We start from the raw sequence: 24,260 nt of genomic DNA, 5'->3' as shown, positions 1-24,260 counted from the left end.
TCGGGGCTGGCCGGCCGCTCTCTGGGGGGTCTTCGCACCAACACCCCCCCGCGGCGCCGGGGGGGGGGGGGGGGGGGGGTTTTCCCCCCCCCCCCCCCCCCCCCCCCCCCCGTCCGGCCTCCGGGGCCGGCCGTGTTCCACGTGAAACACGCACCGCGGGGGGCGAGGCCCTCGGAGGTCGTCGTGGCGCTCCCGGGAGGGGCGCCCCCAGGCTCCCCGGGGCCAGGACGCGCGAGAGGCCCCCAGGGTGGACCTGGGGGCCTCTCGTCGCCTCTGGTGTCGCCCGCGCCCCGTTACAGGAAGTCGGCGAGCTCCTTCTCGAGGACGCGCTTCGGCTTGGCGCCGATGAGCTGCTTGACGACCTCGCCGTCCTTGTAGAGGTTCATCGTCGGCAGCGACATGACGTTGTAGGCGCGCGGCGTCTCGGGGTTCTGGTCGGTGTTGAGCTTGACGATCTCGATCTTGTCGCCGTACTCCGCCGCCAGCTTGTCCAGGACCGGGGCCATCTGCTTGCACGGACCGCACCAGTCGGCCCAGAAGTCCACCAGGACGGGCTTGCCGCTGGCGAGGACCTCTTCCTCGAAGGTGGCGTCCGTGACGTGCTTGACAGTGGACATGGTTCTCCTTGGTTCACCTGGTGGCGGGATGGCGGGGGGAGGGACGCGGGCCCTCTCGGGCGGGCCCGCGGGAGGGCGGAGGCGTCAGTTGCCCCGCGCCGCGAGGAAGCGCTCGGCGTCCAGGGCGGCGGAGCAGCCGGTGCCGGCGGCCGTGATCGCCTGGCGGTACTGGTGGTCGACGACGTCGCCGCAGGCGAACACGCCCTCCAGCGTGGTCCGCGTGGACGGGAAGTCCACCTTGACGTAGCCTTCCCCGTCCAGCTCGATCTGCTTGTCGAACAGCTCGACCCGCGGGTCGTGGCCGATGGCGACGAACAGGCCGGTCACGTCGAGCGTGCTCGTCTCGCCGGACTTGTTGTTCAGGACCCGGAGGCCGGTGACGCGCTCCGTGCCGAGCACCTCGGTGACCTCCGAGTTCCAGAGGAAGCGGATCTTCTCGTTGGCCTCGGCGCGCTCGACCATGATGCGGCTCGCGCGCAGCTCCTCGCGGCGGTGGATGACGGTCACCGACGAGGCGAAGCGGGTGAGGAAGAGGGCCTCCTCCATGGCGGTGTCGCCGCCGCCGACCACCGCGATGTCCTGGTCGCGGAAGAAAAAGCCGTCACAGGTGGCGCACCAGGAGGTGCCCCGTCCGGAGAGCTCCTTCTCGCCGGGCACGCCCAGCTCGCGGTAGCCGGACCCGGTGGCGAGGATGACCGTGTGCGCGAGGAAGGTCTCCCCGCCCGCGACGACCTCCTTGACCGGCTTGTCCAGGTCCACGGAGGTGACGTCCTCGGGGACCAGTTCGGCTCCGAAGCGCTCGGCCTGCTTGCGCAGGTTGTCCATGAGGTCCGGTCCCATGATGCCGTCCGGGAAGCCGGGGAAGTTCTCGACCTCGGTCGTGTTCATGAGGGCGCCGCCGGCGGTGATCGAACCCTCGAACACCAGCGGGCGCAGCTCGGCTCGGGCGGCGTACACGGCAGCGGTGTAACCCGCCGGTCCGGAACCGATGATGATGACATTGCGGACGTCACTCACGCTCGTAGGCCCTTCACACAGTCGCTGCCCTGGCCACGCGTCGTGACCTCAGGGGAAGATGGTTAGCACAACCGATGGTAGGCGCAGGGCATTCCCCCTGGGACATCCGCCCAGCCTACGGGGGCGGGGTATGCGCCGCGGGGCTCCGCGGCCCGGGCCCGCCGCTCAGGGGCCCCGCCGGTGGTCCTCCAGCGCCGCCCGGACCGCCACGGCGACGGCCCCCGCCAGGAGCCCCCACAGGGCGTTCGCGGCGAGGACGGAGACGAGCGCGAGCGGGTCGGTGAGCGGACCCCGGGGCACGCCCCGCACGATCGGCGAGAGCACGGCGCCGAGCACGGTCGAGAACACGGCGTGGGCCAGGCCCGCGTACACGAGGGTGAGGAGCGGCCGGGGGACACGGGCGACCACGACCGCGGCCACCCACGCGACCGTGATCATGGCGGTCATCCCCAGCGGGAGGAGCGGTCTCCAGTCGATCGCCTCCGCGACGCCCGTGACGCTCAGCAGGGGCCGGAGCAGTGCCAGGGCGCCGAGGCCCAGGACGAGCGACCACGGGACACCGGAGAACGGTCCGGCGGACGGGGGCTGCGGCTGGTTCACGGGCACCTCGCGTGGTCGTGGCGCGCCCGGCGCGCCGGGACGGACAGCCCCGACGGTAGGGACCGCCGACCCCCTCGCGCGTCCGGTGCGGACCGCGTCCCGGTACGCGGTCCCGACCGGTCGGCGTACGCCGCGGCGCGTAGCGGCGGGCGTCCCCGGTCCCGTGCGGGCCGGGGGGCCGGTCCGTAGAATCACCGCATGCCCAGCGACCGCCAGGACGTCGTCGTCGACGCGCTGTTCGGGTTCGCCGTCTTCGCCGTGGTGGCGATCGCGGTCGGATCCGACGTCAGCGACAGGGGGAACCTCGCCCTCGGCTACACGATGGCCGCGGTGCTCGGCGGCCTCATGCCGGCGCGGCGGCGGTGGCCGGTGGGGGTGCTCCTGGCGACGGCGGTGCTCATCGTCGCCAACTACGTGATCGACCTGCCGACCATCGGCCTGGCGGTCCCTGCCGCCGCCGCCCTGTACTCCGCGGCCGAGGCCGGCCGGACGGCGTGGTCGGCGGGCACGGCGGCGGCGCTGGTGGCGGTCTCCACGTTCGCCCGGCTGGGCGAGGGGCAGGACCCCGCCTACCTCCTGGGGTACGAGCTGCCCTCCACGGCGGCGATCATGGGCGCGGCCATCGCCCTGGGCAACGCGCAGTGGCAGCGGCGCCAGGCCGACCACCAGCGGGAGAGGGCCGCCGTCCTGGACGCCCAGGCGCGCGAGTCCGAGGCGGCCGAGCGGTTGGCGCTGGAGCGCACGCGGATCGCGCGCGACCTGCACGACGCGGTGGGGCACCACCTGTCGGTGGTGTCCCTGCACGCGGCGGTGGCGGCCGAGGCACTGGAGGACGACCCCGCGGACGCGGAGGCGGCGCGTGCGGAGCTCGTGCACGTCACCCAGGCGTCCCGCGCGGGCCTGAGCGAGCTGCGTTCCACCGTGCGCGCCCTGCGCGACGCCGATCCGGGCGGCGAGCGGACCTCCTCGCTCGCGCACCTGGACGAACTCGCGGGTTCGGTCCGGGCGGCGGGTGTGGCGGTCGAGGTGGAGGGGAAGCCCGTGGCCGGAGAGATACCGGGGATGGTGGACGCGACCGCCTACAGGATCGTGCAGGAGGCGCTGACCAACACGCTCCGGCACGCCCGGGCCGACCGGGTCCGGGTGGTCTTCACGAGGAGGGACGGTGTCCTGGAGGTGCGGGTGACCGACGACGGGCGGCACGGCCCGCCCACCGCGGCCGGCGGCGCCGGCGCGGGGCCGGGGGGCGCCCCCGGGAGCGGGCTCGCGGGCATGCGCGAACGCGTACGCCTGGTGGGGGGTTCGGTGGAGGCCGGGCCGGGGCCCGGCGGAGGGTTCACGGTGCACGCGCGGCTGCCGCTCGGAGGGGACCGGTGATCCGGGTCCTGCTGGTGGACGACCAGCCGCTCGTCCGCACGGGCGTGCGCGCGCTCCTGGAGCGCGACGGGGGCATCGAGGTGGTGGCGGAGTCGGGGAACGGCCGGGAGGCCCTCGCCGACATCGACGGGTACCGTCCCGACGTGGTCCTGCTCGACCTCCAGATGCCCGCGGTGGACGGCCTCGCGGTCCTGCGCGAGTTGGGGCGTCGACAGGTCGACAGGTCGACACGGGCCCCGGAGCCGGAGCACGCGGCGGCGTCCGTCGGCCCCCGGGTGGTGGTGCTCACCACCTTCGGGGAGGACGACAACGTGTTCACGGCGCTGCGGCTGGGCGCCTCGGGGTTCCTCCTCAAGGACGCGGAACCCGCTGAGCTGCGCGCGGCGGTGCGGACCGTCGCCGCGGGGGAGGCCCTGCTGTCCCCCGCGGTCACGCGCAGGGTGATCGAGAGGGTGGCCGACACCTCGGTCCCCCCGGAGGCGGCCCGCCGCCTGGACGTGCTGACCGCGCGGGAGCGCGACGTGCTGGCCCTGGTCGGGCGCGGGCTGTCCAACCAGGAGATCGGCGCGGAGCTCCACCTGAGCCCCGCCACGGCCCGCACGCATGTGGGCCGCGTCCTGTCCAAGCTCGGCGCCAGGGACAGGGTGGGCCTCGTGGTCATCGCCTACGAGACGGGCCTGGTCAGTCCGGGCGGGTGACACGGCGCGGGCGGGGCCGACATGTCGGCCTTCGCGGTCCCGCCCCCCGCGTCCGGCGGCCGACCGGGCGGCGTGCGGACCCGCCCCGGCCGACGGGTCCGCTCAGGGGCCGGGCTCGGGCACGCGCTCCTGGGCGATCACGCTGTCCTCGGCGTCCCCGCCCTGCGCGCAGAGCGGATCGACCACGTACACGTCGTACTCGCCGCCGTCGAGGGCGAACATGGCCCACGCCCGGGTCGTCCCGTCGCCGTAGTGGGCGTCGTCGACCAGGCTGAAACGGGTGTCGAGGGCCTCGCCGAGACGTCCGGCGCACTCCGCCACCCCGGGCGGGGGGCTCTCCTCCGCGGCCAGGGGGTCGGCGCCGTCCTCCTGCACGGCTCCCACGGGGGAGAGGCCGAGGGTCCGGGAGGCCTGCTCCGCCAGGCCGTCGCCGGTGTAGACGGTGCCGCTCCGCACCACCTGGGGCGAGTAGGCCTGGGCGGTGTCCGGCACCGCCTCCTCCGGCCCGTCCTGCTGGAGGGGCGCGGCGACGCCGGTCTCCTCCTGCGGGGCCAGGCCGTTGAACAGGGCCGCGCCGCCGCCGGCGACGACCGCCGCGGCGGCGGCCACCATCATCAGCCGGGGCAGGCCGACGCCGCCGAGACCGCGTCGGCGCCGCGGGAGCGGCGTCACCCCGGCGGGGGGGCCGGAGACGGCGGGCTCCGGCGCGACGCCGTTCTCCGCCCGCTCGCGCACCGCTTCGGCGACACGGCGGTCGAGGAGGTCGGCGACGTCCCGGGGCATCTCGGGAGCGGGTGCGGCGGACAGCGCCTCCGTCACCCCCGTGAGCTCTTCCAGGGTGGTCGCGCAGGTCGCGCAGGTCTCGATGTGGGATGCGACGGTGCGTTCCTCGCCGGGCTCCAGGAGCTCCTCGGCGAAGAAGGCGAGTGCCTCCACGTCTGGATGGGACGTCACGATGGGTTGGCACCTCCTCTCCCAGATGTGACGTCTCGCGGATCCCGGGGGTTCCTCAGATGGGCCAGTGACGGAAGAAGTTTGGCGCGACCCCGGGCACACCGGCTCTTGACCGTGCCGGTCGCCACGTCGAGGATCTGGGCCGCCTCCTCCACCCGGTAGCCGAGCATGTCCACGAGGGTCAGCGCCATCCGCTGGTCCAGCGGCAGCAGGTCCAGGGCGGCGTGCACGTCGAGGCGGGCCTCGGTCTGCGAGGCGTGGTCCGGGGCGCCCCCGGCGCGGCCCAGCCGCTCGTTGGCGACCACGTCCAGGGTGGCGTCCTCGGTGGGGGTGGCGGGCCGCACCTTGCGCCGGCGCAGCCGGTCGTGGCAGGCGTTGACCACGATCCGGTGCAGCCAGGTGGTCACCTGGGACTCCCCGCGGAACCGCTCGGCGGCGCGGAACGCCGACAGGAACGCGTCCTGGAGGGCGTCCGACGCCTCCTCGGGGTCGCCCATCATCCGCACTGCGACAGCCCAGAGGCGCTCACGGTGGCGGCGAACCAGTACCCCGAACGCCTGTTCGTCACCCTGAGCGTGCCTCGTCAACAGCTCCCGGTCAGGAAGCTCGTGGACCGCGTCCATCAGCGCTGATCACATATCCCACTACTAGGTTCCGCGTACCTCTACCTCGTTGACGGTCCCACGGTAGTCCCCCCCGTTCTGGGGCAGGGCCGTGAACCAGACCAGGACGTACTGACCGGTGGCGGGCTCGTCGAGGACGACCTCCTGGGAGGACCCGCTGCCGCTGGCGACCACCTCGTAGTCGTTCTCGGAGCTCCCGTTGGCGTCGCCGACCCGGATCTCGAACTCGTACCCGTCGCCGGCCATGTCGAGGTCCACCGCGTGGATCTCGTGGCTCGCGCCGAGTTCGAGCTGGAGGCCGACGCCGGGCTTGATCATGTCCAGCGGGTCCCTGTAGCCCTGGGTGTTCCAGGCGGTCGAGGGGTCGCCGTCCCAGGCCAGGGGCGCGTTGGCGCTGTGCTCGTCGGTGTCGCCGTGGGGGTTGAGGCCGCGCGATCCGACGATGTCCAGGGGGGCCGCGTCCGCGGCGTCGTCCGCCGGGTCCTCGGCGGAGCCCGCGCTGGGGGTGGCGGGGTCATCACCCGGCTGGAGGCTGGAACCGAGGCTCCAGGCGCCCACGACCACGGCGGCGAACAGCACGACCGCGACGACGCCGACGAGGATCCTCTTGGGCGAGGCCTGGGAGCGGGCCGCGCGCTGGTCCATGCGGGAGGGGGCGGCGCGCTCCGCACGGGGGGCGGAGGCGCTGCGCGCCGCGGTGGCGCCGCGGGCGGAGCCGCCGCCCCGGGCGCTCCGGCGGGGGCCGGAACCGGTGGTGTCGAGCTCGCCCGTGCGCCGCGAGGTCCCGGGCTCGGGGGGAGCGGACTCCACGGGGGAGACGGGGAGCGGGATGAGCCGGGGGACCTCGGCCATGGCGGCGCAGAAGTCCGCGGGCGAGGTGATGGGCGGGCCGGGCACCATCTGGCCCGCGAGCTGGGGCAGCGCCGCGCGGGTGGTGATGGTGTTGAGGGGCTCGGTGACGCCCTGGCGGATCTGTCCGGGGGGGTAGGGGCCCGCGGGGCCCTGGGGGGCTCCGGGGAGGCCGCTCTGCGGCCCGCCGGGCCAGTGCCCGGTGAGCGCCGCGTACAGCAGGTTGCCCAGACCCTGGGCGTCGACCGCGGCGGGGTCGGACACGACGGCGCCCAGCAGCGCGGCGTCGACGCCGATGCCGGTCACCTTGACGGCCCCGCCGCTGCTCCACATGAGCTTGCTCGGCGTCAGGCACAGGTGGTGGAGCCCGCCGGCGTGCGCGGCGGCGATGGCCTCGGCGGCCTCGGCGACCAGGCCCGCGGCGCGCTCGGGCTCCATGGGGCCCTGGGAGAGGAGGTCGGCGAGGGAGGAGCCGATGACCCACTCCTCGACGACGTAGGGGACGGGGGTCGTGTCGTCGGCGTCGAAGACCTGGGTGACGCGGGCGTCGGGGATGCGGCTCGTGGCCCTGGCGGCGCGCACGACCTCGGACGTGCGGGGGAAGCCCTCGGTGAAGGTCCACACCGCGACGGGTCGCGCGAGGGTCTCGTCGGTGGCCTTCCAGCGGGTGGCCCCGCCGGTCTCGCTCACCACTTGGTCGAGGCGGTACCGGTTGGCCAGCTTCGCCCCGGGTTCGATCAGGAAGGTGCTCATGTTGGGAGTGACGGACGCCAGTGCCGTGAGCTCCGCGCGCTCCTCCCGCGACGGGTCCCTGGGGACCGCGGCGGTGCGGGGTGTGCGCGAGGGGGTTATCGGCCCTGCCTGCTGTCCCCAGCCTCCCTTCGGGCAGCTCGGATGAACATTGCTGTAGCGGTAAAGCGATGCGTGTCCATGCTAGGACGCCTGAACAGCATCTTCGGAGGACATCGGATACTCATTCACCTTCCGGGGCGTATCGGTGCTCGGCTACCCAACGTCATCCATTCCTGGTGATCAGCGGCGTCGCAGCCGTGTTCTGAGCAAATCGAGGAACGATGTGACTTCAGTCACATTCAGGAACTTCGCGGTAACCACGAACAGTACGGCACCGACGACGCCCCCGGCCAGCATCGCCGCCAGACCCGGCCACAGATCACCCGGCAGACCCCGGAAGGCGTAGATCATCGCCAACCCGAAGACCGCGGCGGGGACCGTGGCCACGTGCAGCTTGAACAGGGTCGCCGCGGTACGGCGGCCGTCCATGCCGTTGAGCTTCCGGTGGAGCAGGTACCACATGACCACCGAGCCGACGATGTAGTAGAGACCGTACGGCACGGGCAGCCACACCACCACGTGCTGGGGCTCGACCACGAACAGCAGGGCGATCGCCGTCACCGCGTGGGCGGCCTCGGAGGGGATCGACACCAGGGCGGGGGTCCGGGTGTCGCCCAGCGCGTAGAACACGCGCATCTGGAGCTGGAACAGCGTGAACGGGATCAGCATCACGCAGAAGACCATCAGGATGCGCCCGATCGCCGCGGCGTCGGACGCCGTCGTGCTGCCCTGCGCGTAGATCATCACGCAGAACGGGATCGCGAACACGATCATCGCGACCGAGATCGGCACGATCAGCACCGAGGAGAGCCGGAACCCGCGCGAGAAGTCGCTGCGCACCTGGTCCTTGCGGCCCGCCGCCACGTGCTCGCTCATCCGCGGCAGCAGGGCGGTGATCACCGAGACCGCGATGATCGCGTACGGCAGCTGGAACAGCATCGACGCGAACTTGTAGGCGGTGATGCCCGCCCCGGAGTCGAAACCCAGCTCCGCGGCGCGCGTCCCCGCGCGCGTGGCCACGTTGGTGGAGACGAGCGCGCCCAGCTGCGCGACCACGATGTAGAGCATCATCCACGAGGCGGCGCCGGCCGCCTCCCCCAGGCCCGAGCCGCGCAGGTCCAGGCGCGGCCTCCAGCGGAAGCCCGCCGCGGCCAGCGCCCACACCAGGACCGCCGCCTGGAGCACCTGCCCCATGGCCGTGCCCAGGCCCAGCAGCATCAGCTCGCCGGGGGTGACCGTCTCCGGGGTGCGCCCCGGACCGGCGACCGCCATGAACCACAGGAGGACGCCGATGATGACGACGTTGTTGAGCACCGGCGCCCACATCGGGGCGCCGAACCTGTTGCGCGCGTTGAGCATCGCGCTCGCCAGGCCGCTCGCCCCGATGAAGAAGATCTGCGTCACCAGGTACCGGGCCATGACGACCGAGACCTCGTACTGCGCCCCCGTGAACTCGCCCGCGTAGATCCTGATGAACCACTCCGCCACCAGGACCGACAGGAGCGTGATCACGAACAGCGCCAGCAGCATGAGGGTGACCAGGCGCTGCTCGGTCCTGTCCCCGCCGTCCTGGTCGAGCTTGCGCCGCTTGACCAGGAACGGCACGAACACGCTGGCCAGCAACCCGCCGATGAGCAGGTCGTAGATCATGTACGGGACCATGCCCGCGGTCTGGTAGGCGTCGCCCAGCAGCTGGGTGCCGATCGCCGCCGCCAGGAGGATGGTCCGGACGAACCCCGTCACGCGGGAGACGATGGTGCCCAGCGCCATGACCGCGCTGGACCTGGCGATGTTGCCGGGGGCGGTGTGGGAGCTGCCGCCGATCTCGTCGCCGTCCTCCAGGCGGTCGGCGGTGCCCACGTCACCGATGTCGCTCGGATCGCGGACCGTCCGCAGCCCGGTCTCGGGCACGCCCTCCGGCTCGTCGCGCTCGTACGTGTCGAGCACGTCCTCCGGCATCACCATGGGGCGGCGACGGCGCGCCCCGGCCTCGTCGGACGCCCCGCCCGGTGCGGGGTCCTGCTCTCGGGTGTGATCGCTGGGCACCGTCGGGACGTCCTTATCTCGGTCGGGGCGCTTCGGGGGAGACCTTCGGCGGGATCAGAGCCGGGGCGCTACGGCATCAACGACGCAGGCGGCCGCGGATCAGTTCCACCGCCGCGCTCAGTTCCGGGACGCGCAGCAGCCGCGCGAACCCGAGGAAGAGCAGCGCGCCGACGACGCACCCGGTGACCGGGGCGCCGATGTAGGAGGCCAGGCCGGGACCGACGTAGGCGTCGAAGAACCAGAGCACACCGAGGCCCGCCGCGATGCTCGGGACGACGGCCAGGTGCAGGCGCAACAATGTGCCAATGATGTGCTTTCCGTCAAGTCCGCCGATGCGCCGGCTCAGGACCAGTCCGGCGATGGTCAGACCGGACAGGAACGAGACCATGAAGCCCGAGGCCACCCCCACGACCACCAGGTTCGGCGGAAGCAGCAGGTAGGAGACGAGGGCCAGGCCGCTGTGCACGGCGAGGTTGGCCGCCCCGATCATCGCGGGCGTCCGGGTGTCGCCCATGGCGAAGAACACCCGCAGCATGAGCTGGAAGACGGTGAACGGCACCAGGCCCAGCGACATGACGGCGAGGATCTGGCCGATGCTGGAGGCGTCGCCGACCGAGATGGACCCGCGCGCGAAGGCCAGGACGGACAGCGGCTCCGCGAACATCGCCACCGCGAACGCGGTCGGCACCAGGACGAACGCGGAGACCCGCAGGGTCCTGGAGAAGTCCCCGCGGACCGCGTCCCAGTTACGGTCGTCGGCGTGGGCGCTCATCCGGGGGAGCAGCACGGTGATGAGGGAGACCGCGATGATCGCGTACGGCAGCTGGAAGAGCTGGTACGCCAGGTTGTAGGCGCTGATGCCCGCGCCGACGTCGAGGCCCTGCTCGATGCTCGCCACGTTCGCGGCGTTGGCGATGTTGGTGGTGATCCACAGGCCGGCCTGCGTGAGCAGGGTGTAGAGCATCATCCACCCGGCGGTGCGGAGCGCGTCGCCGAGGCCGGAGCCGCGCAGGTCCAGGCGGGGGCGCCAGCGGTAGCCGGTCCGGGAGAGGGCGACGAACAGCACGACCGCCTGGAGCAGCATGCCGCCCGCCGTGCCCGCGCCGAGCAGCGTGAGCTGGCCGTCGGTGACGGTCTCGGGGGTGCGGCCGGGGCCGGCGACCCACAGGAAGACGGCGGCCACGGACATGATGACGACGTTGTTGAGGACCGGAGCCCACACGGCGGCGCCGAACTTGCCCCGCGTGTTGAGCATGGCGCTCAGCAGGCCGCTCAGGCCGACGAAGAAGATCTGCGCGAGCAGGAACCTCGCCAGGTAGACGGACGCCTCGAACTGGACCGGTGTGAACCGGGACCCGTACATCCAGATGAGGAACTCGGCCGCCAGGATCGCGGCGGCGGTCAGCAGGAACAGGGCCAGGACCGTGGTGGTGAACAGGCGGTCCTCGGTCGCCTTGCCGCCGTCCGCGTCGTTCTTCCTGCGCTTGACCAGGAACGGGATGATGACGCTGGCCATCAGCCCGCCGATGAGCAGGTCGTTGAGGATGAAGGGGATCGTGTGGGCCGTGTGGTAGGCGTCACCGAGGAGGTGGGTGCCGATGGCGGCGCCGAGCACGATGGTGCGGGCGAACCCGGTGAGCCGGGAGGCCATGGTGCCCACGGCCATGATCATGCTGGAGCGCATCATCCCGCCGGAGTCCGCCCCGGAACCCGCCCCCGCGTCTCCCGCCCCGGAACCGGAGGCGGCGTCCCCGGAGGGGACGGCGCCGGGCTCGGGCAGTTCGCCCTCCTCGAAGGAGGGCATGGGGCCGCCGCTGGGACGGAGAGTGCTCTCACCCGGGAGGGGGCCTTCGGGCTGGGGGGAACGGCGGTGTTTCCCGCCGCCGTTCGGAGAGTCGGTGACCACCGTGGATCAGGGTTCCTTTCATCCGACTGGAAGGGTCCGTCCGCGGCGCCGTGGTCCGGCGCCTGTCCGGCCGGGCCGGACACGCGGCTCGGCGCCGCGTGTGCCGACATGGAGATGTGCGGGTGTGTCGACATGACGTCCTGTCGGTAAGGAGCCGTGTCACCCATCGGTCCGTCGGGGCCCCGGGGTCACTTCCCGGAGCCGTCCGGGTCCCGTTCCGGGGCGTCCCCCCCGGCCTCCGGGGTTCCTGCCCCGGTGGCCGCGGTGTGCCCCCCGGACCCGGTGGAGGGCGCGGACGCCTCCGCCTCCCCGGGCGCTCCGGGGTCCCCGGGCGTGGTGGCCGCCCCGGGAGGGGCGGGGTCCGCGGAGTCCCCGGGGCCGTCGGGGCCGTCGGGGCCGTCACCCTCGTCGCCCCCGGTCGCGGCGCCGTCCTGCCCCCCGGCCCCCGACTCCGCGGAGTCGGAGCGGGACGCCTGCTTGCGCGCCCACTTGCGCAGGGCGCGGGGCGCCAGCGCGGCGACCAGGATCAGCAGGCCGATGCCGCTGATGAGCAGTGCCTGCGTGCCCAGTCCGGTGGCGTTCACCGGGATCACGGTGTCCTGCGTGCTGATCGGCTCGCCCGCGGAGTTGTGCAGGCTCACGGTCAGCTCGGTGCGGCCGTTGACCCGCGCCGACAACGGGACGTACACCGTGGTCTTGGCGCCGGGGTCGATCTCGAAGAAGTCCGTGTACGAGCCGATGCTCAACCGCTCGGAGTTCTCGGAGAACACCGACAGGCGCACGATGACGGCCTGGTCCTCCAGGTCGTTGGCCACCAGGACGCCCGTGGTGCCCGTCTGGCTCGCCAGGGTGACCGGCTCGCCGGGGATGACGCGCACGTCGCCCATGCGGTCCTGCACGGAGCCCAGGACGAGGGAGCGGGTCGCGCCCGCGAGGGCCTCCTCCTCCCGCCAGTACACGGACGCCAGGCGCAGCAGCGCCGGGCGGAACGGGTCGACGTCGTCCACCAGGACGCTGTTGAACAGGCGCACGTCGTTGTTGACGTCCTCGACCAGACCCAGGTAGGTGGGGCTGAGCTCGTCCTCGGAGGCGCTGTCCGGGTAGTCCAGGTTGCGCCGGGTGTCCTCGCGCTCGTCCGCGTCGGCCGGCTCGACCTCGTCCAGCTTCTCCGGCGACAGCCACGGGAGGTCGTCGGAGGCGGCCAGCACGCCGTCGGCGAACTCCGGGCTGGGGTCCCACCCCGGGTCCGGCGAGGCGACGACCACGCGGTCGCCGCCCGCGTTCTCACCCGCGATCATCGCGGTCTCGGCGGCGAACCGCTGGAGCGCGAGCGCGGACTCGCCCGGCTCCCACGACGGCATGGACAGCACGTCGGTGATCCCGGCGTCGGCCACCAGCGCGAACGGGTCCTCGACGGGCTCCTCCTCGGGAGCGGCCAGCGGGGCCTGCGCGGTCGGGGTCGTGGACATCCAGGACGCGGGCGGCATGGCGTCCTCGGCCAGCAGGAAGCGGGTGGCGCCCTGGGCGGCGTACAACTCGTAGACGGGGTCGTCCATCATCCCGCCGGGCGGCATCGCGAAGGCGCCGTCCGCCTCGAACGACAGGGCGCGCAGGACCGCCTCCTGCCCGAGCCGGAGCGAGGCGGCGGCGTCGTCCCCCATGTCGTTGCGCAGCAGGGCCCCCAGGTCGGCGCCGGCGTAGGGGGACGCCACCACCGTGTCGCGGGCGAGCACCGCGCGCGCCTCGCGCAGCCACACCTGGGCCGACTCGTCGGCGCCGGCCCCGTGCCTGACCGGGTCGGCCTCCGCCGGCACGGCGAGGAGGTCCTCCAGGACCTCGTGGTCCTCCGCGGCCATCCGGTGGACGTCGTCGAGGGTGCCGGGGTCCACCGCCCAGGTGATCGGCACGCCCTCGGTGCGCGCGGGGCGGGACTCCTCCTCGGCGCCGGGCTCCTCCCCGCCGCCGTCGCCCTCGGCGCCGGGCTCCTCCCCGCCGCCGTCGCCCTCGGCGCCGGACTGCTCCTCGTCGTCCTCCCCGCCGTCCTCGGCGGCCTCCTCGCTCGGGACGGAGTCGGCGGTCTCCTCCTCGGTGGCCCCGTCCTCCTCGGGCGGGGTCGCCCCGGGCTCCTCCCCGAGGCCGAGCAGCTCGACCAGGTCCTCCTCGCCGGCCGCGAAGTCCAGGGGGACCTGCGCACCGGATGAGAGGAGGCGGCCCAGCCTGCCCTCGGCGCGGACCGATTCGCGCAGCTCGCCGCTGAGGAAGGTGTCGTCGTCGGCCCGCTGGGGCCGGTCCATCAGCGGCCACACCCACGCGATGTCGACGGAGGGCACGTCGTCCCCGCCGGAGCCCGTGTAGGGGAGGAACGTGTACTGGGAGCCGATGACGCCGCCGTCCCCGTCGACCGCCTCGACCACGAGCGGGTACACGCCGTAGGACGAGAGGTCCAGGTCCTCGACCGGGACGCTCAGCGAGTACTCCTCGGAGGCATCGGGCGGCAGGGCGGAGGCGACCTCCTCGTCCGGGCCGGGCGCGTTCGGCTGCCAGCCGTCCCCCGAGGCGAACTCGTCCAGCTCGTCGCGGTTGGTGAACGGGTGCCGGGAGTACCTGACCCGGACCGTCACGTCGCGCACGCTGTCCGCGGTGGTGTTGGTCACCTCGCCCGCGATCCGCAGGGTGCTGTCCTCGCGGACCGCGTCCGGTGTGATGCGCTCGACGACGAGCGGCTCGACGGAGCCGTCGTCCTCGGGGTCCGCCAGCGCGGGTGAGTGCGCGGCCGGTATCGGGAGCAGCGCGGTGGTCATGGCCATGACCACCGTCGCGGAGGCAATTCGACGCAACGCTTGACCGGTTTCCTGATTCGGGTCCAGGTGGCCGTCCCGCCGGGGAACACGGTGAAGGGGCGGAGACGCTCGGGGTGCCCGCACGGCGCACACGGCGTACGCGGGTCGGGTGGGCGCGAGATGACCGCGGTCCTACCACTCCACCCGAAGATACCGTCTTCCCTGTCCCCCGGGTCGGGGGAGGACCACCGCGTGGTGCTCGGCGGAGGGGCCACTCTTTCATCAAACGGGTGCGCTCCACCAGAGCCGGGGCCGACCCGTGGACGACCCGGCCCCGCCGGGGGCCGCGGGACGATTCGCAGTTTGGACCGGCGGCCGCCTAATCTGCGTGGTGTGCCGAACACAGAGTTTTCGAGTGAGAACGACGCCGACCAGCGGCCGGACGCCGGGGCGGTCCCGGGACCGGGGGCGCTGAACGGTACCCGGCGCGCGGCGATCACCGCGCTGGCGGAGGCCGTCCAGCCGGTATCGGACGAGCTCGGCGCCCGTTTCGCGTCGCACGGACAGCAGCTCGCCCTCGTCGGCGGGCCGGTCCGCGACGCCCTCCTCGGCAGGCGCTCCAACGACGTCGACCTGACCACCGACGCGGTCCCCTCCCGCATCCTGGAGCTGGTGGACGGCTGGGCCGACTCCGTGTGGACGGTCGGCATCGAGTTCGGCACGGTGGGCCTGCGCAAGGGGGGCCACCAGCTGGAGATCACGACCTACCGCAGCGAGTCCTACTCGCCCAAGTCCCGCAAACCCGACGTGGCCTACGGCACGGACATCCACGACGACCTGTTCCGGCGCGACTTCACCGTCAACGCGATGGCGGTGCGCCTGCCGGAACTGGAGTTCGTGGACCCCTTCGGCGGGCTCGCCGACCTCGAGGCGGGCGTGCTGCGCACGCCTGGCCGCCCGGAGGACTCCTTCAGCGACGACCCGCTGCGCATCATGCGCGCGGTGCGCTTCGCCGCGCAGCTCGGCTTCACGCTCGCGCCGGAGGTCGCCGAGGCGGCCCGCGGCATGGCCGACCGCCTGTCCATCGTCTCCGCCGAACGGGTCCGGGACGAGCTGACCAAGCTCATGGTCAGCCCCGACCCGCGCCGCGGCATCGAGCTGATGGTGGACCTGGGCATCGCCGAGTACGTGCTCCCGGAGATCCCCGGCCTCCGCCTGGAGATCGACGAGCACCACCGGCACAAGGACGTGTACGAGCACTCCCTCACCGTCCTCGACCAGGCCCTCGACCTGGAGCGGTCACGCGGCCACGAGCCCGACCTGGTGCTGCGCCTGGCCGCGCTGCTGCACGACGTCGGCAAGCCCAAGACGCGCGAGTTCGAGGGGGGCGGCCGGGTCACCTTCCACCACCACGAGGTGGTGGGGGCGTCGATGAGCCGCAAGCGGCTCACCGCCCTGCGCTTCCCCAAGGACGTCGTCTCCGACGTGTCCACGCTGGTCGGCCTGCACCTGCGCTTCCACGGCTACGGCAAGGGGGAGTGGACGGACTCCGCGGTGCGCCGCTACGCCCGCGACGCGGGATCCCAGCTGGAGCGGCTGCACATCCTCACCCGGGCCGACTGCACCACCCGCAACCGCCGCAAGGCGGCGGCGCTGTCGAGGGCCTACGACGACATCGAGCGGCGCATCGGGAAGCTGGCCGAGCAGGAGGAGCTGGACCGCATCCGCCCCGACCTCGACGGCAACGAGATCCAGGAGGTCCTGGGCCTCTCTCCGGGGCCCGAGGTCGGCAAGGCGTACCGCTTCATGCTGGAGCTGCGCCTGGAGAACGGGCCGATGGGCAAGGAGGAGGCGGCGGCGGAGCTGCGCGCCTGGGCGGCCGAACACCTGTAGGGGCGCCTCGCGGGGGTCAGCGGTGCGGCTTCACCGCGGTCACGGCCATCGCCATGCCGAACACCCGCAGAGGGGTGCCCTCCAGGCCGTCGGACAGGGACTGGAGCCCGCGGGTCCGGCGGTCGAACGGCGGCATCACGTAGTCGACGGCGCGCATGCTCAGCCCGACCGCGCGCAGCAGGCGGCCCATCTCCTGGGTGGTGAAGGCGCGCGCGTCCGACATGCGCTCGTGGAGCGGCCGGACCCAGGGCAGGAACGGCGCCGTCAGGGCGGACCTGCGCCTGCGCCCCCACAGCACCCCGTGGGTCTCGAACGGGAACCACCGGTTGGGCGTGGTGAGGGAGAGCGCCCCGCCGGGCTTGAGGACGCGGTGGATCTCCGCGAGGCTGCCCTCCACGTCCTCGATGTGCTCGACCACCTCGAACGCCGTGACCCGGTCGAAGGTGTGGGCGTCGAAGGCCAGCGCGTCGGCGGACATCTTGTGGAGGCCGATCCGGTCCTCGAAACCGGTGCCCGCGATCCTGTCGGCGAACGCGTCGAGGCGGCCGGGCTCGACGTCGATGGCGTCCACGCGCACGTAGCCCTGGGCGAGTTCGACGGTGTACGTGCCGTCCCCGCACCCCACGTCCAGCAACCGGTCGCCGCGGACGGGCAGCTGCCGGGACACCGCACCGATCCGCTTGGTCACCCCGCGCGCCCCGAAGGCGCCGGAGGGGGTCCCGGGGCCCAGTTCGCCGCCCATGGCGCACCATCCCTGTGTGTCGACGAGTCTTTTCCGGGACACTACAACACGTGACTCCGCCGTCACGGAAGGATTGGACGGTGTGCGGCCGGACCGGCCGGGGGGCCGTTCCGCCGGGCGGAACGGGGGCCGTGCCGACCCGTCGCCATGTCACCACGTCGACACGTGCGCGGCCCGGCGGGCACCGCGGTCCCGGAGGCGGCCCGGCCGGGGAGTGATCCCCGTCCTTGTCGTGCCGGGTGGGAGCGGGGAGACTGGCGAGGTGACGATCACCACCTGGTACCTGGAGTCCACCGACCCCGCCGACCTGCGCCCCGCGCGGGAACCCGGGGCGGGCGTGACGTTCTCCCGGGCCGAGATCCCCAGCCCCGTGCTGAGCCGGTTCATGCACGGCGGGGAGGTCGGCGGCGGCTGGGAGGCGGCCGACGGGCTCGGGCTCCCGGCCGAGCAGTGGCGGGAGTGGGTCGACCACCCGGGGCGCGAGACCTGGGTCCTGTACGAGGAGGGCGCCCCCGCGGGCTACGCGGAGCTGGACGCCCAGCCCGACGGGGAGGTGGAGATCGCCTACCTCGGACTCGTGCCCGGCTTCCTCGGCAGGGGGATGGGCGGGCACATGCTCACGCTGGCCCTCGAACGCGCCTGGGACCTGGCCGGGCGCTGGCCGGACCGGGACCCGACCCGGCGGGTGTGGCTGCACACCTGCTCCCTCGACGGGGAGCACGCGCTGGCCAACTACCTGGCCCGCGGCCTCCGCGTCTACGAGGAGACCACCGAGCACGGCTGACGGGGAGCCGGTCGCGCCGGGTCGGCACGTCGACAGGTCCACCTGTCGACATGCCGCCGGACCGCAGGGGCGTGACCCCCGGACGCTCTCGGCGGGCCCGGCGCCCGCGGGCCCGGAACGGTCCGCGGAACACGGCCTACGCCGCCTCCCGCACGGCCTCCGGCTCCCTGACGCGGAAGCCGCGCACCGCCCAGGCGGCGGCCGCCGCCGTGTAGGCGGCCACCATGCCCGCGACCACCGGCACGCTGATCCCCGAGGGCGGGACCAGTGCGGCGGCCAGGGCCGCGCCCAGGACGAACGTCGCGTTGAAGAGCACGTCGTACACCGAGAAGACCCGGCCCCGGAACGCGTCGTCGACATGTCGCTGGACCAGGGTGTCGACGGTGACCTTGACCCCCTGCGAGACGAAGCCGAGCACGAACGCGGCCACGGGGAACAGCGCGGCGGAGAACGGCAGGCCGAACACCGCCAGGGCCGCGGCCGCCACCGCCAACTGGAGGGCGATCCAGGTCCCGGCCGCCATCCGCGCCGTCGCCCACGGGGTCGCCACGGCGCCCAGGAAGAACCCCGCCGCCAGGAGCCCGGCCGACACCGAGAAGCCGGCGAGCCCGGCCACGCCGCCGTCGGCGAACGCGTTGTTGTACAGGAGCAGCGTCAGCAGGGTCGAGACGCCGAACAGGACCCGGTGGACGCCGATGGTGGCGAGGGCGTCCCTCGGGGCGGGGCGCTCCCAGATGTGCCGGACCCCGGACACCATGCCCCGCACCACGCTGCGGACGGCGTCCGCGACCTCGGTCGGTTCGCGCTCCAGGTGCGGCCCCAGCTCCCGGTGGCCCAGGGTGAGGGAGACGAGGGCCGCGCCGGCGAAGCCGAGCGCGGCGACGAGGAGGATCAGCCCCGTCCCGAGCGCGGCCGCGCCGCCGACGAGGCCGACGGCCAGGCCCGCCCCGGTCCCGAGGGAGCTGGCCGCGGTGCCGCAGGTCGGCGTGACGGCGTTGGCCATCATCAGCTTCTCGCGGGGCACGACGTAGGGCAGGCCGGCGGAGAGGCCGGACAGGAAGAAGCGGTTGACGCTCAGCACCAGGAGCGCCGCGACGAAGAAGGCCGGCCCCTCGCCCCCGGACACCAGGAGGGCGCTCACGGCCGCGAGCGCGGCCTTGGCCAGGGAGGACAGGAGGAGGACCTGGCGGCGGGGCCACCGGTCGATGAGGACCCCGGCGAACGGCGCCACCACCGAGAACGGCAGGAGCAGGACGGCGAAGGCCGCCGCGACGGCGCCCGCGCTCGTGTGCTGCTCGGGGTTGAAGAATACGAAACCGGCCAGCCCGGCCTGGTAGATCCCGTCGGAGAACTGCGAGACCAGCCGGGTACCGAAGAGGCGGCGGAACCGCGGGCCCCGCAGGACCGCGCGCAGATCACCGAAGAAGGACACCGGACCAGCGTAGGGCGTGCCCGGGGCCGGGGCCCCGGGCAGCCGCCCCACACAGGCCGCTACTCGCCCGCGATGAAGCTCTCGACCCTGTCGTGGGCCTCGGCGTCGCTGTACTGGACGGGCGGGGACTTCATGAAGTAGGAGGAGGGCTCCAGGATCGGGCCGCCGATGCCGCGGTCCTTGGCGATCTTGGCGGCGCGGACGGCGTCGATGATGATGCCCGCGGAGTTGGGGGAGTCCCAGACCTCCAGCTTGTACTCCAGGTTGAGGGGGACGTCGCCGAACGCGCGCCCCTCCAGGCGGATGTACGCCCACTTGCGGTCGTCGAGCCACGGCACGTGGTCCGACGGGCCGATGTGCACGGAGCCGGCCTTGAGCTCGTGGGGGATCTGCGAGGTGACGGACTGCGTCTTGGAGATCTTCTTGGACTCCAGGCGCTCACGCTCCAACATGTTCTTGAAGTCCATGTTGCCGCCGAAGTTCAGCTGGTAGGTGCGGTCGACGATCACGCCCCGGTCCTCGAACAGCTTGGACAGCACCCGGTGGGTGATGGTCGCGCCGATCTGCGACTTGATGTCGTCGCCGATGATCGGGACGCCGGCCCGGGTGAACTTGTCGGCCCATTCGGGGTCGGAGGCGATGAACACGGGGAGGGCGTTGACGAAGGCGACGCCCGCGTCGATCGCGCACTGGGCGTAGAACTTCCCGGCCTCCTCGGAACCCACGGGGAGGTAGGAGACGAGGACGTCGGCCTTGGCGGCCTTGAGGGCCGCGACCACGTCGACGGCGTCCTCGGGGGACTCCTGGACGATCTCGCGGTAGTACTTGCCGAGGCCGTCGTAGGTGGGGCCGCGCATGACGGTGACGCCGGTCGGCGGCACGTCGCAGATCTTGATGGTGTTGTTCTCGCTGGCCGTGATGGCGTCGGCCAGGTCGTGCCCCACCTTCTTGGCGTCCACGTCGAAGGCGGCGACGAACTCGATGTCGCTCACGTGGTACGGCCCGAACTGCACATGCATGAGGCCGGGTACCCGGGACTCGGGGTTGGCGTCCTTGTAGTAGTGAACGCCCTGCACGAGCGATGCCGCACAGTTGCCGACGCCCACGACGGCTACACGTACCGAACCCATTGGTCCTTGCTCCTTCTTCTCCGCGAACATGGATTCCACAGCGCACGGCGACGGCCCCGCGCCGGAGGCGGTCGGGTTCGTCGTCCTGCGTTCGTCTTCCGTATGTGGTCAGCAGCGAACACGGCGTTTCTGTTCCCCCTGGGCGGCCATCGGCCGCCCGGGAGAGAACATGCATGTATGGCTGTTTTGTTCAGCTATGACTCTATCTCCGCCAGATCGGGGGACCGTAGGGCGCACCGCCGACACGGCCGCCCGGCGGCGCACCGACCCCCTCCGTCCAGCGGATATCCGGAGACACTGGGGGCAAAATCTCACACACCGCCCCCGACCTGCGCGAACGAGGACCCCGAGCGTGGCGCGGACACGGCCCCGGCGCCTACCGGTGTTCGGTTCCCGCACTCTGAACAGGCGCGACGGGCGGTTTCGGACGCAACATGGCCAGGTGTCCCATGACGCGCGATAGCCTCGCGCGTGAGTTGTGCTATACCGTTCCATCGCTCTAACGTGACCTTTGATTTGCGTGCGTAGCCGGTAGAGCCCCCGGACGGAGCCCCCGCCGCGGTGACGTCCCGTCGGCACAGAGCACCGACGAGCGGGCAGCGCTCCCGCAGGCCAACGATCAGGAGGATGAAGCGGCTAACGTCTTCGCGACCTGTTGAAAACCCCGAACCGCCTCTGTGCGTCCCTTTTATCAAGCCTTGAACGACCGGTGAGGAGGCGGACCCGGCCCCGCGGGGCCGATTCGCCCAGGTCGCCCGAGGAACAGGTCGCGGATCACCGATCCCCCAGGGGGACCGTCCCCCCGTTTCCACCAAGGAATCGTCAGGCCGACCGGCCGTGAGAGGCAATCGAGGACCACGTGAGTACCGAACGACGACGGAATGCCGACGGCGGCCGTCGCCGGGCCGATGGCCCGGGCGACGGTCCACGGGGCGAGGGCGGAAGGCGCAGGGCCGACGGCCCGCCGCCGGGTGACCAGCAGTCCGGAGGCCGGCGTCGATCGGGCTCCGGCGGCGGCGCCCGCCGGGGCGACGGCGGGGCCGAGCGCCCGCGCCGTCCGCGCCCCCCCGAGAACGAGGCGCGCTCCGAGGGCCAGGGCGGCCGCCGCAGAGCCGAGGGCGAACGCCCCCGCCGCCCCGAGGGCCAGCGCAGGCGCCCCGAGGACGGCGACCGCCCCCGCCGTCGTCCCGAGGGAGAGCGGCCCCGCAGGCCGGAGGACGGCGACCGCCCCCGGCGCCGTCCCGAGGGCGAGCGCGGCGGACGCCCCGAGGGGCAGCGCCGCCGCCCCCCCGAGAACGAGGCCCGCTCCGGCGGACGCCGCAGGGCGGGCAGCGGCCCGCGCGACCCCCGCGACCGGGACCGCGAGCACGGCTCGCGCTCGGAGGGCCGCCGCGCCGCGGGCCGGGGCACCCGGGCCGCCGCGGGCTCGGGCGGCAGGGGTGGCGGCGGCGGACGCCGCCGGTCCCGCGACGAGGAGCCGGACGACCGCCCCTGGTACAAGCGGTTCTTCTCCAAGGCGTGGAAGCCCACGCTCGCGGCCTTCGGCCTGATGGTCATCGGCGGCGTGGCCGCCTTCGCGGTCCTGTACGCCCAGGCCCCCGACGAGGAAGACCTCACGCTCAAGGCCGAGAACGAGATGTCGGCCACCCAGATCATGTGGGCGCCGCAGGGCGACGAACCCGCCGAGGTCGCGGTCACCACGGGTGAGGTCCGGCGCGTCGCCGTCAACTACGAGGACATCCCGCCCGAGGTGATCGACGGCGTGCTCGCCGCCGAGCAGCGCACCTTCTTCCAGGACCCCGGCATCAGCATCACCGGCATCGGGCGCGCCATCCTCTCCCGCGGCGAGGCCGGCGGCGGTTCCACCATCACCCAGCAGATGGCCCGCAACTACTACAGCGACCTCGAACAGGACGACCGCATCGTCCGCAAGATCCGCGAGATCTTCATCTCCATCAAGCTCGGCCAGCAGCTGGAGCACGAGGAGATCCTCGAGGCCTACCTCAACACGATCTACTTCGGCCGCGGCGCCTCGGGCATCGAGATGGCCTCCCAGGCCTACTTCGACAAGAGCGTGTCGGAGCTGAACTCGGAGGAGGGCGCCTTCCTGGGCCTCATCATCCAGATGCCCAGCAACTTCGAGGCCACCGAGATGGGCGACTGGACCAGGACGTACCTCAACGAGGAGCGCTGGCCCTACATCCAGGACCAGCTCGCCCTCATGCACGAGGAGGGCACCGGCCGCGGCCTGCCGCGCGAGGAGGCCGAGGCGCTGGAGATCCCCGAGCGGATCCCCTACGACCCCACCGCCGAGGCCGACGTCGACCCCAAGTTCGGCTACGTGCGCGACGCGGTCATCAAGGAGATCACCGAGCGCTACGAGGGCTCGGGCATCACCGCCGCGACGGTCGCCACCCAGGGCCTGGTCGTCGAGACCTCCCTCGACCCCGCGCTCATGGACGCCGCGACCGGCGCCTTCGACGTCCTCCCCGGCACCCCCGAGGACACGATGAAGGGCCTCACCGCGGTCGACCCCGCCACGGGAGAGATCCTCGCCTTCCACGGCGGTCCGGCCGTGTCCGAGGTCGTCAACAACTCCCTGCACCACCGCACGCAGGCCGGATCCTCCTACAAGCCCTACGTGCTCGCCACCGCGCTCAGCAACGACATCAGCCTCCGGAGCATGTTCGACGGCGACTCGCCGCAGAACTTCCCGGAGCTGCAGAGCCCGGTGCAGAACGCGAACGGCGTCAGCTACGGGCCCGTCGACCTCGTCCAAGCCACGGCCGACTCGGTCAACACCCCCTTCGTGGAACTGACGTCACGCCTCGGCGCCGCCGCGGTCGACCAGACCGCGGTCGACGCCGGTGTGGACGAGGACCAGATCACCACCTCCACCCAGGGGCCCCTGGTCGCGCTCGGCACCCACCAGGTGACCGCCCTCGACCAGGCGTCCGCCTACGCCACCTTCGCCGCGGGCGGACTCCACAGGCCGGCCCACATGGTCACCGAGCTGAGGATGGCCGACGGCACGGTCATCGCGCCCGACGACGCGGACGAGATCGAGCAGGGCACCCAGGTGGTCTCCGCCGACGTCGCCGCCGACGTCACCTACGCCATGACCCAGGTGGTCGAGGCGGGCGGTGGCTCCAGCGCCGCGCTCCCCGACGGGCGCCCGGTCGCCGGCAAGACCGGTACCTCCAGCGGGGCGGTCTCCGCGTGGTTCGTGGGCTACACGCCCCAGCTCGTCGCGGCGGTCGGGCTCAGCCGGGCGGACGCCAACCTCTCCCTGGAGTTCGAGGGGCAGCCCGAGAGCGAGATCTTCGGTGGCACCACCTCGGCCAACGTGTGGAAGGAGTTCATGACGACGGCCGTGGAGGGCATGCCCGTCGAGCAGTTCCCGCCGCCCGCCTACGTCGGCGCGGACCAGAGCTTCCTGCCCACGCCGAGCCCGAGCGAGGAGCCCACCGAGGAGGAGAGCGAGGAGCCCTCGGACGAGCCCTCCGACTTCCCCGAGTGCGACCCGGCGAACATCGACCAGAACAACCCCAACTGCGAGGGGGTCGAGTCCCCGCCGGAGTGCGACGCGTTGGACTGGGAGTGCCAGAACGAGGAGAACCCCGAGGTCCCGGTGGAGTGCACCTCTCCGAACCCGCCCTCCTGGTGCGAGGAGCAGACCACGCCGGGCGACCCCGGCGACGACGCGAGCGGTGACGACGACGGCTGGACCTGGCCCCGGAGCAGCTCCAACGAGAACAACAGGATGATCGTCCTCGGCCGGGACGAGTGACCCCCCTCCCGCCACGGCGGGAGGACCGACCGAGGGGGGGGGGGGGGGGGGGGGGGGGGCCCCCCCCCCCCCCCCCGGGGGGGGGGGGCCCCCCCCCCCCCCCCCGGGGCGGCGGGGGGGGCCCCGGGGGGGGGGGTGGGGGCGGGGGCGGGGGGGGGGCCCCCCCCCCC

General features: G+C 73.1%; 17 protein-coding genes. 5 read left to right on the top strand and 12 right to left on the bottom strand.

Going from position 1 to position 24,260, the window contains the following annotated elements; genetic code table 11:
• Positions 1–293 precede the first annotated feature (293 nt).
• The 3 genes from trxA to ACIRPH_RS29295 form a co-directional block, all read right to left on the bottom strand.
• Positions 294–617, bottom strand: coding sequence for a thioredoxin (gene trxA / locus ACIRPH_RS29305; RefSeq protein ID WP_402920044.1), 324 nt, complete (start codon positions 615–617; stop codon positions 294–296).
• An 84-nt stretch (positions 618–701) separates the two neighbouring features.
• Positions 702–1,634, bottom strand: coding sequence for a thioredoxin-disulfide reductase (gene trxB / locus ACIRPH_RS29300; protein WP_402920041.1), 933 nt, complete (start codon positions 1,632–1,634; stop codon positions 702–704).
• A 165-nt stretch (positions 1,635–1,799) separates the two neighbouring features.
• Positions 1,800–2,234, bottom strand: a complete 435-nt coding sequence (locus tag ACIRPH_RS29295) for a hypothetical protein (protein WP_402920038.1) — start codon at positions 2,232–2,234, stop codon at positions 1,800–1,802.
• Between the two features lie 198 nt (positions 2,235–2,432).
• Here ACIRPH_RS29295 and ACIRPH_RS29290 point away from each other — a divergent pair, with 198 nt between their 5' ends.
• Both ACIRPH_RS29290 and ACIRPH_RS29285 read left to right on the top strand, forming a co-directional pair.
• Complete coding sequence (locus tag ACIRPH_RS29290; protein WP_402920035.1) at positions 2,433–3,611, top strand: sensor histidine kinase; 1,179 nt, start codon at positions 2,433–2,435, stop codon at positions 3,609–3,611.
• On the top strand, positions 3,608–4,309 hold the full coding sequence (locus ACIRPH_RS29285) for a response regulator (RefSeq protein ID WP_402920033.1): 702 nt from the start codon (positions 3,608–3,610) through the stop codon (positions 4,307–4,309). The genes ACIRPH_RS29290 and ACIRPH_RS29285 overlap by 4 nt, the downstream gene beginning before the upstream one ends.
• 102 nt (positions 4,310–4,411) lie before the next feature.
• Here the strand turns inward: ACIRPH_RS29285 and ACIRPH_RS29280 are convergent, their stop codons facing one another.
• The 6 genes from ACIRPH_RS29280 to ACIRPH_RS29255 all read right to left on the bottom strand — a co-directional run bounded on the left by ACIRPH_RS29280 (position 4,412) and on the right by ACIRPH_RS29255 (position 14,346).
• The gene (locus tag ACIRPH_RS29280; protein WP_402920031.1) at positions 4,412–5,263 is read right to left on the bottom strand and encodes an anti-sigma factor family protein; all 852 of its coding nucleotides are present in this window, start codon (positions 5,261–5,263) and stop codon (positions 4,412–4,414) included.
• Positions 5,260–5,886, bottom strand: a complete 627-nt coding sequence (sigM, locus tag ACIRPH_RS29275) for an RNA polymerase sigma factor SigM (RefSeq protein ID WP_267947342.1) — start codon at positions 5,884–5,886, stop codon at positions 5,260–5,262. The genes ACIRPH_RS29280 and sigM overlap by 4 nt, the downstream gene beginning before the upstream one ends.
• A gap of 24 nt (positions 5,887–5,910) precedes the next feature.
• Positions 5,911–7,488, bottom strand: coding sequence for a protein kinase family protein (locus ACIRPH_RS29270; RefSeq protein WP_402920029.1), 1,578 nt, complete (start codon positions 7,486–7,488; stop codon positions 5,911–5,913).
• Positions 7,489–7,767: 279 nt separating this feature from the next.
• Positions 7,768–9,552 (bottom strand): murein biosynthesis integral membrane protein MurJ, encoded by a 1,785-nt coding sequence (gene murJ / locus ACIRPH_RS29265; RefSeq protein WP_402920232.1) that lies wholly within the window; start codon positions 9,550–9,552, stop codon positions 7,768–7,770.
• Positions 9,553–9,709: 157 nt separating this feature from the next.
• Positions 9,710–11,539: a murein biosynthesis integral membrane protein MurJ gene (murJ, locus tag ACIRPH_RS29260; RefSeq protein WP_402920027.1), complete on the bottom strand. Its 1,830-nt coding sequence runs from the start codon at positions 11,537–11,539 to the stop codon at positions 9,710–9,712.
• Between the two features lie 188 nt (positions 11,540–11,727).
• Positions 11,728–14,346: a DUF6049 family protein gene (locus ACIRPH_RS29255; RefSeq protein ID WP_402920229.1), complete on the bottom strand. Its 2,619-nt coding sequence runs from the start codon at positions 14,344–14,346 to the stop codon at positions 11,728–11,730.
• A gap of 366 nt (positions 14,347–14,712) precedes the next feature.
• Here ACIRPH_RS29255 and ACIRPH_RS29250 point away from each other — a divergent pair, with 366 nt between their 5' ends.
• On the top strand, positions 14,713–16,212 hold the full coding sequence (locus tag ACIRPH_RS29250; protein WP_402920025.1) for a CCA tRNA nucleotidyltransferase: 1,500 nt from the start codon (positions 14,713–14,715) through the stop codon (positions 16,210–16,212).
• 16 nt (positions 16,213–16,228) lie between these two features.
• Here ACIRPH_RS29250 and ACIRPH_RS29245 read toward each other — a convergent pair whose 3' ends face one another.
• Positions 16,229–16,954: a class I SAM-dependent methyltransferase gene (locus tag ACIRPH_RS29245; protein WP_402920024.1), complete on the bottom strand. Its 726-nt coding sequence runs from the start codon at positions 16,952–16,954 to the stop codon at positions 16,229–16,231.
• A 262-nt stretch (positions 16,955–17,216) separates the two neighbouring features.
• On the opposite strand from ACIRPH_RS29245, the gene ACIRPH_RS29240 reads away from it, so the two are divergent.
• Positions 17,217–17,738: a GNAT family N-acetyltransferase gene (locus tag ACIRPH_RS29240; RefSeq protein WP_402920022.1), complete on the top strand. Its 522-nt coding sequence runs from the start codon at positions 17,217–17,219 to the stop codon at positions 17,736–17,738.
• Positions 17,739–17,874: 136 nt separating this feature from the next.
• Here ACIRPH_RS29240 and ACIRPH_RS29235 read toward each other — a convergent pair whose 3' ends face one another.
• Positions 17,875–19,170, bottom strand: a complete 1,296-nt coding sequence (locus tag ACIRPH_RS29235) for an MFS transporter (RefSeq protein WP_402920021.1) — start codon at positions 19,168–19,170, stop codon at positions 17,875–17,877.
• A gap of 59 nt (positions 19,171–19,229) precedes the next feature.
• Entirely contained in the window at positions 19,230–20,300 is a 1,071-nt protein-coding gene (locus ACIRPH_RS29230; protein WP_402920019.1) for an inositol-3-phosphate synthase, read from the bottom strand.
• An 859-nt stretch (positions 20,301–21,159) separates the two neighbouring features.
• Between ACIRPH_RS29230 and ACIRPH_RS29225 the strand changes: the two genes are divergently transcribed.
• On the top strand, positions 21,160–24,090 hold the full coding sequence (locus ACIRPH_RS29225) for a transglycosylase domain-containing protein (RefSeq protein WP_402920017.1): 2,931 nt from the start codon (positions 21,160–21,162) through the stop codon (positions 24,088–24,090).
• The last annotated feature ends 170 nt before the right edge of the window (positions 24,091–24,260 follow it).

The organism is Nocardiopsis sp. NPDC101807 (assembly GCF_044766605.1).
GTDB lineage: Bacteria > Actinomycetota > Actinomycetes > Streptosporangiales > Streptosporangiaceae > Nocardiopsis > Nocardiopsis tropica.
The sequence above is the reverse complement of the archived record's forward strand: the minus strand, read 5'-3'. Positions and strand labels throughout refer to the sequence as shown.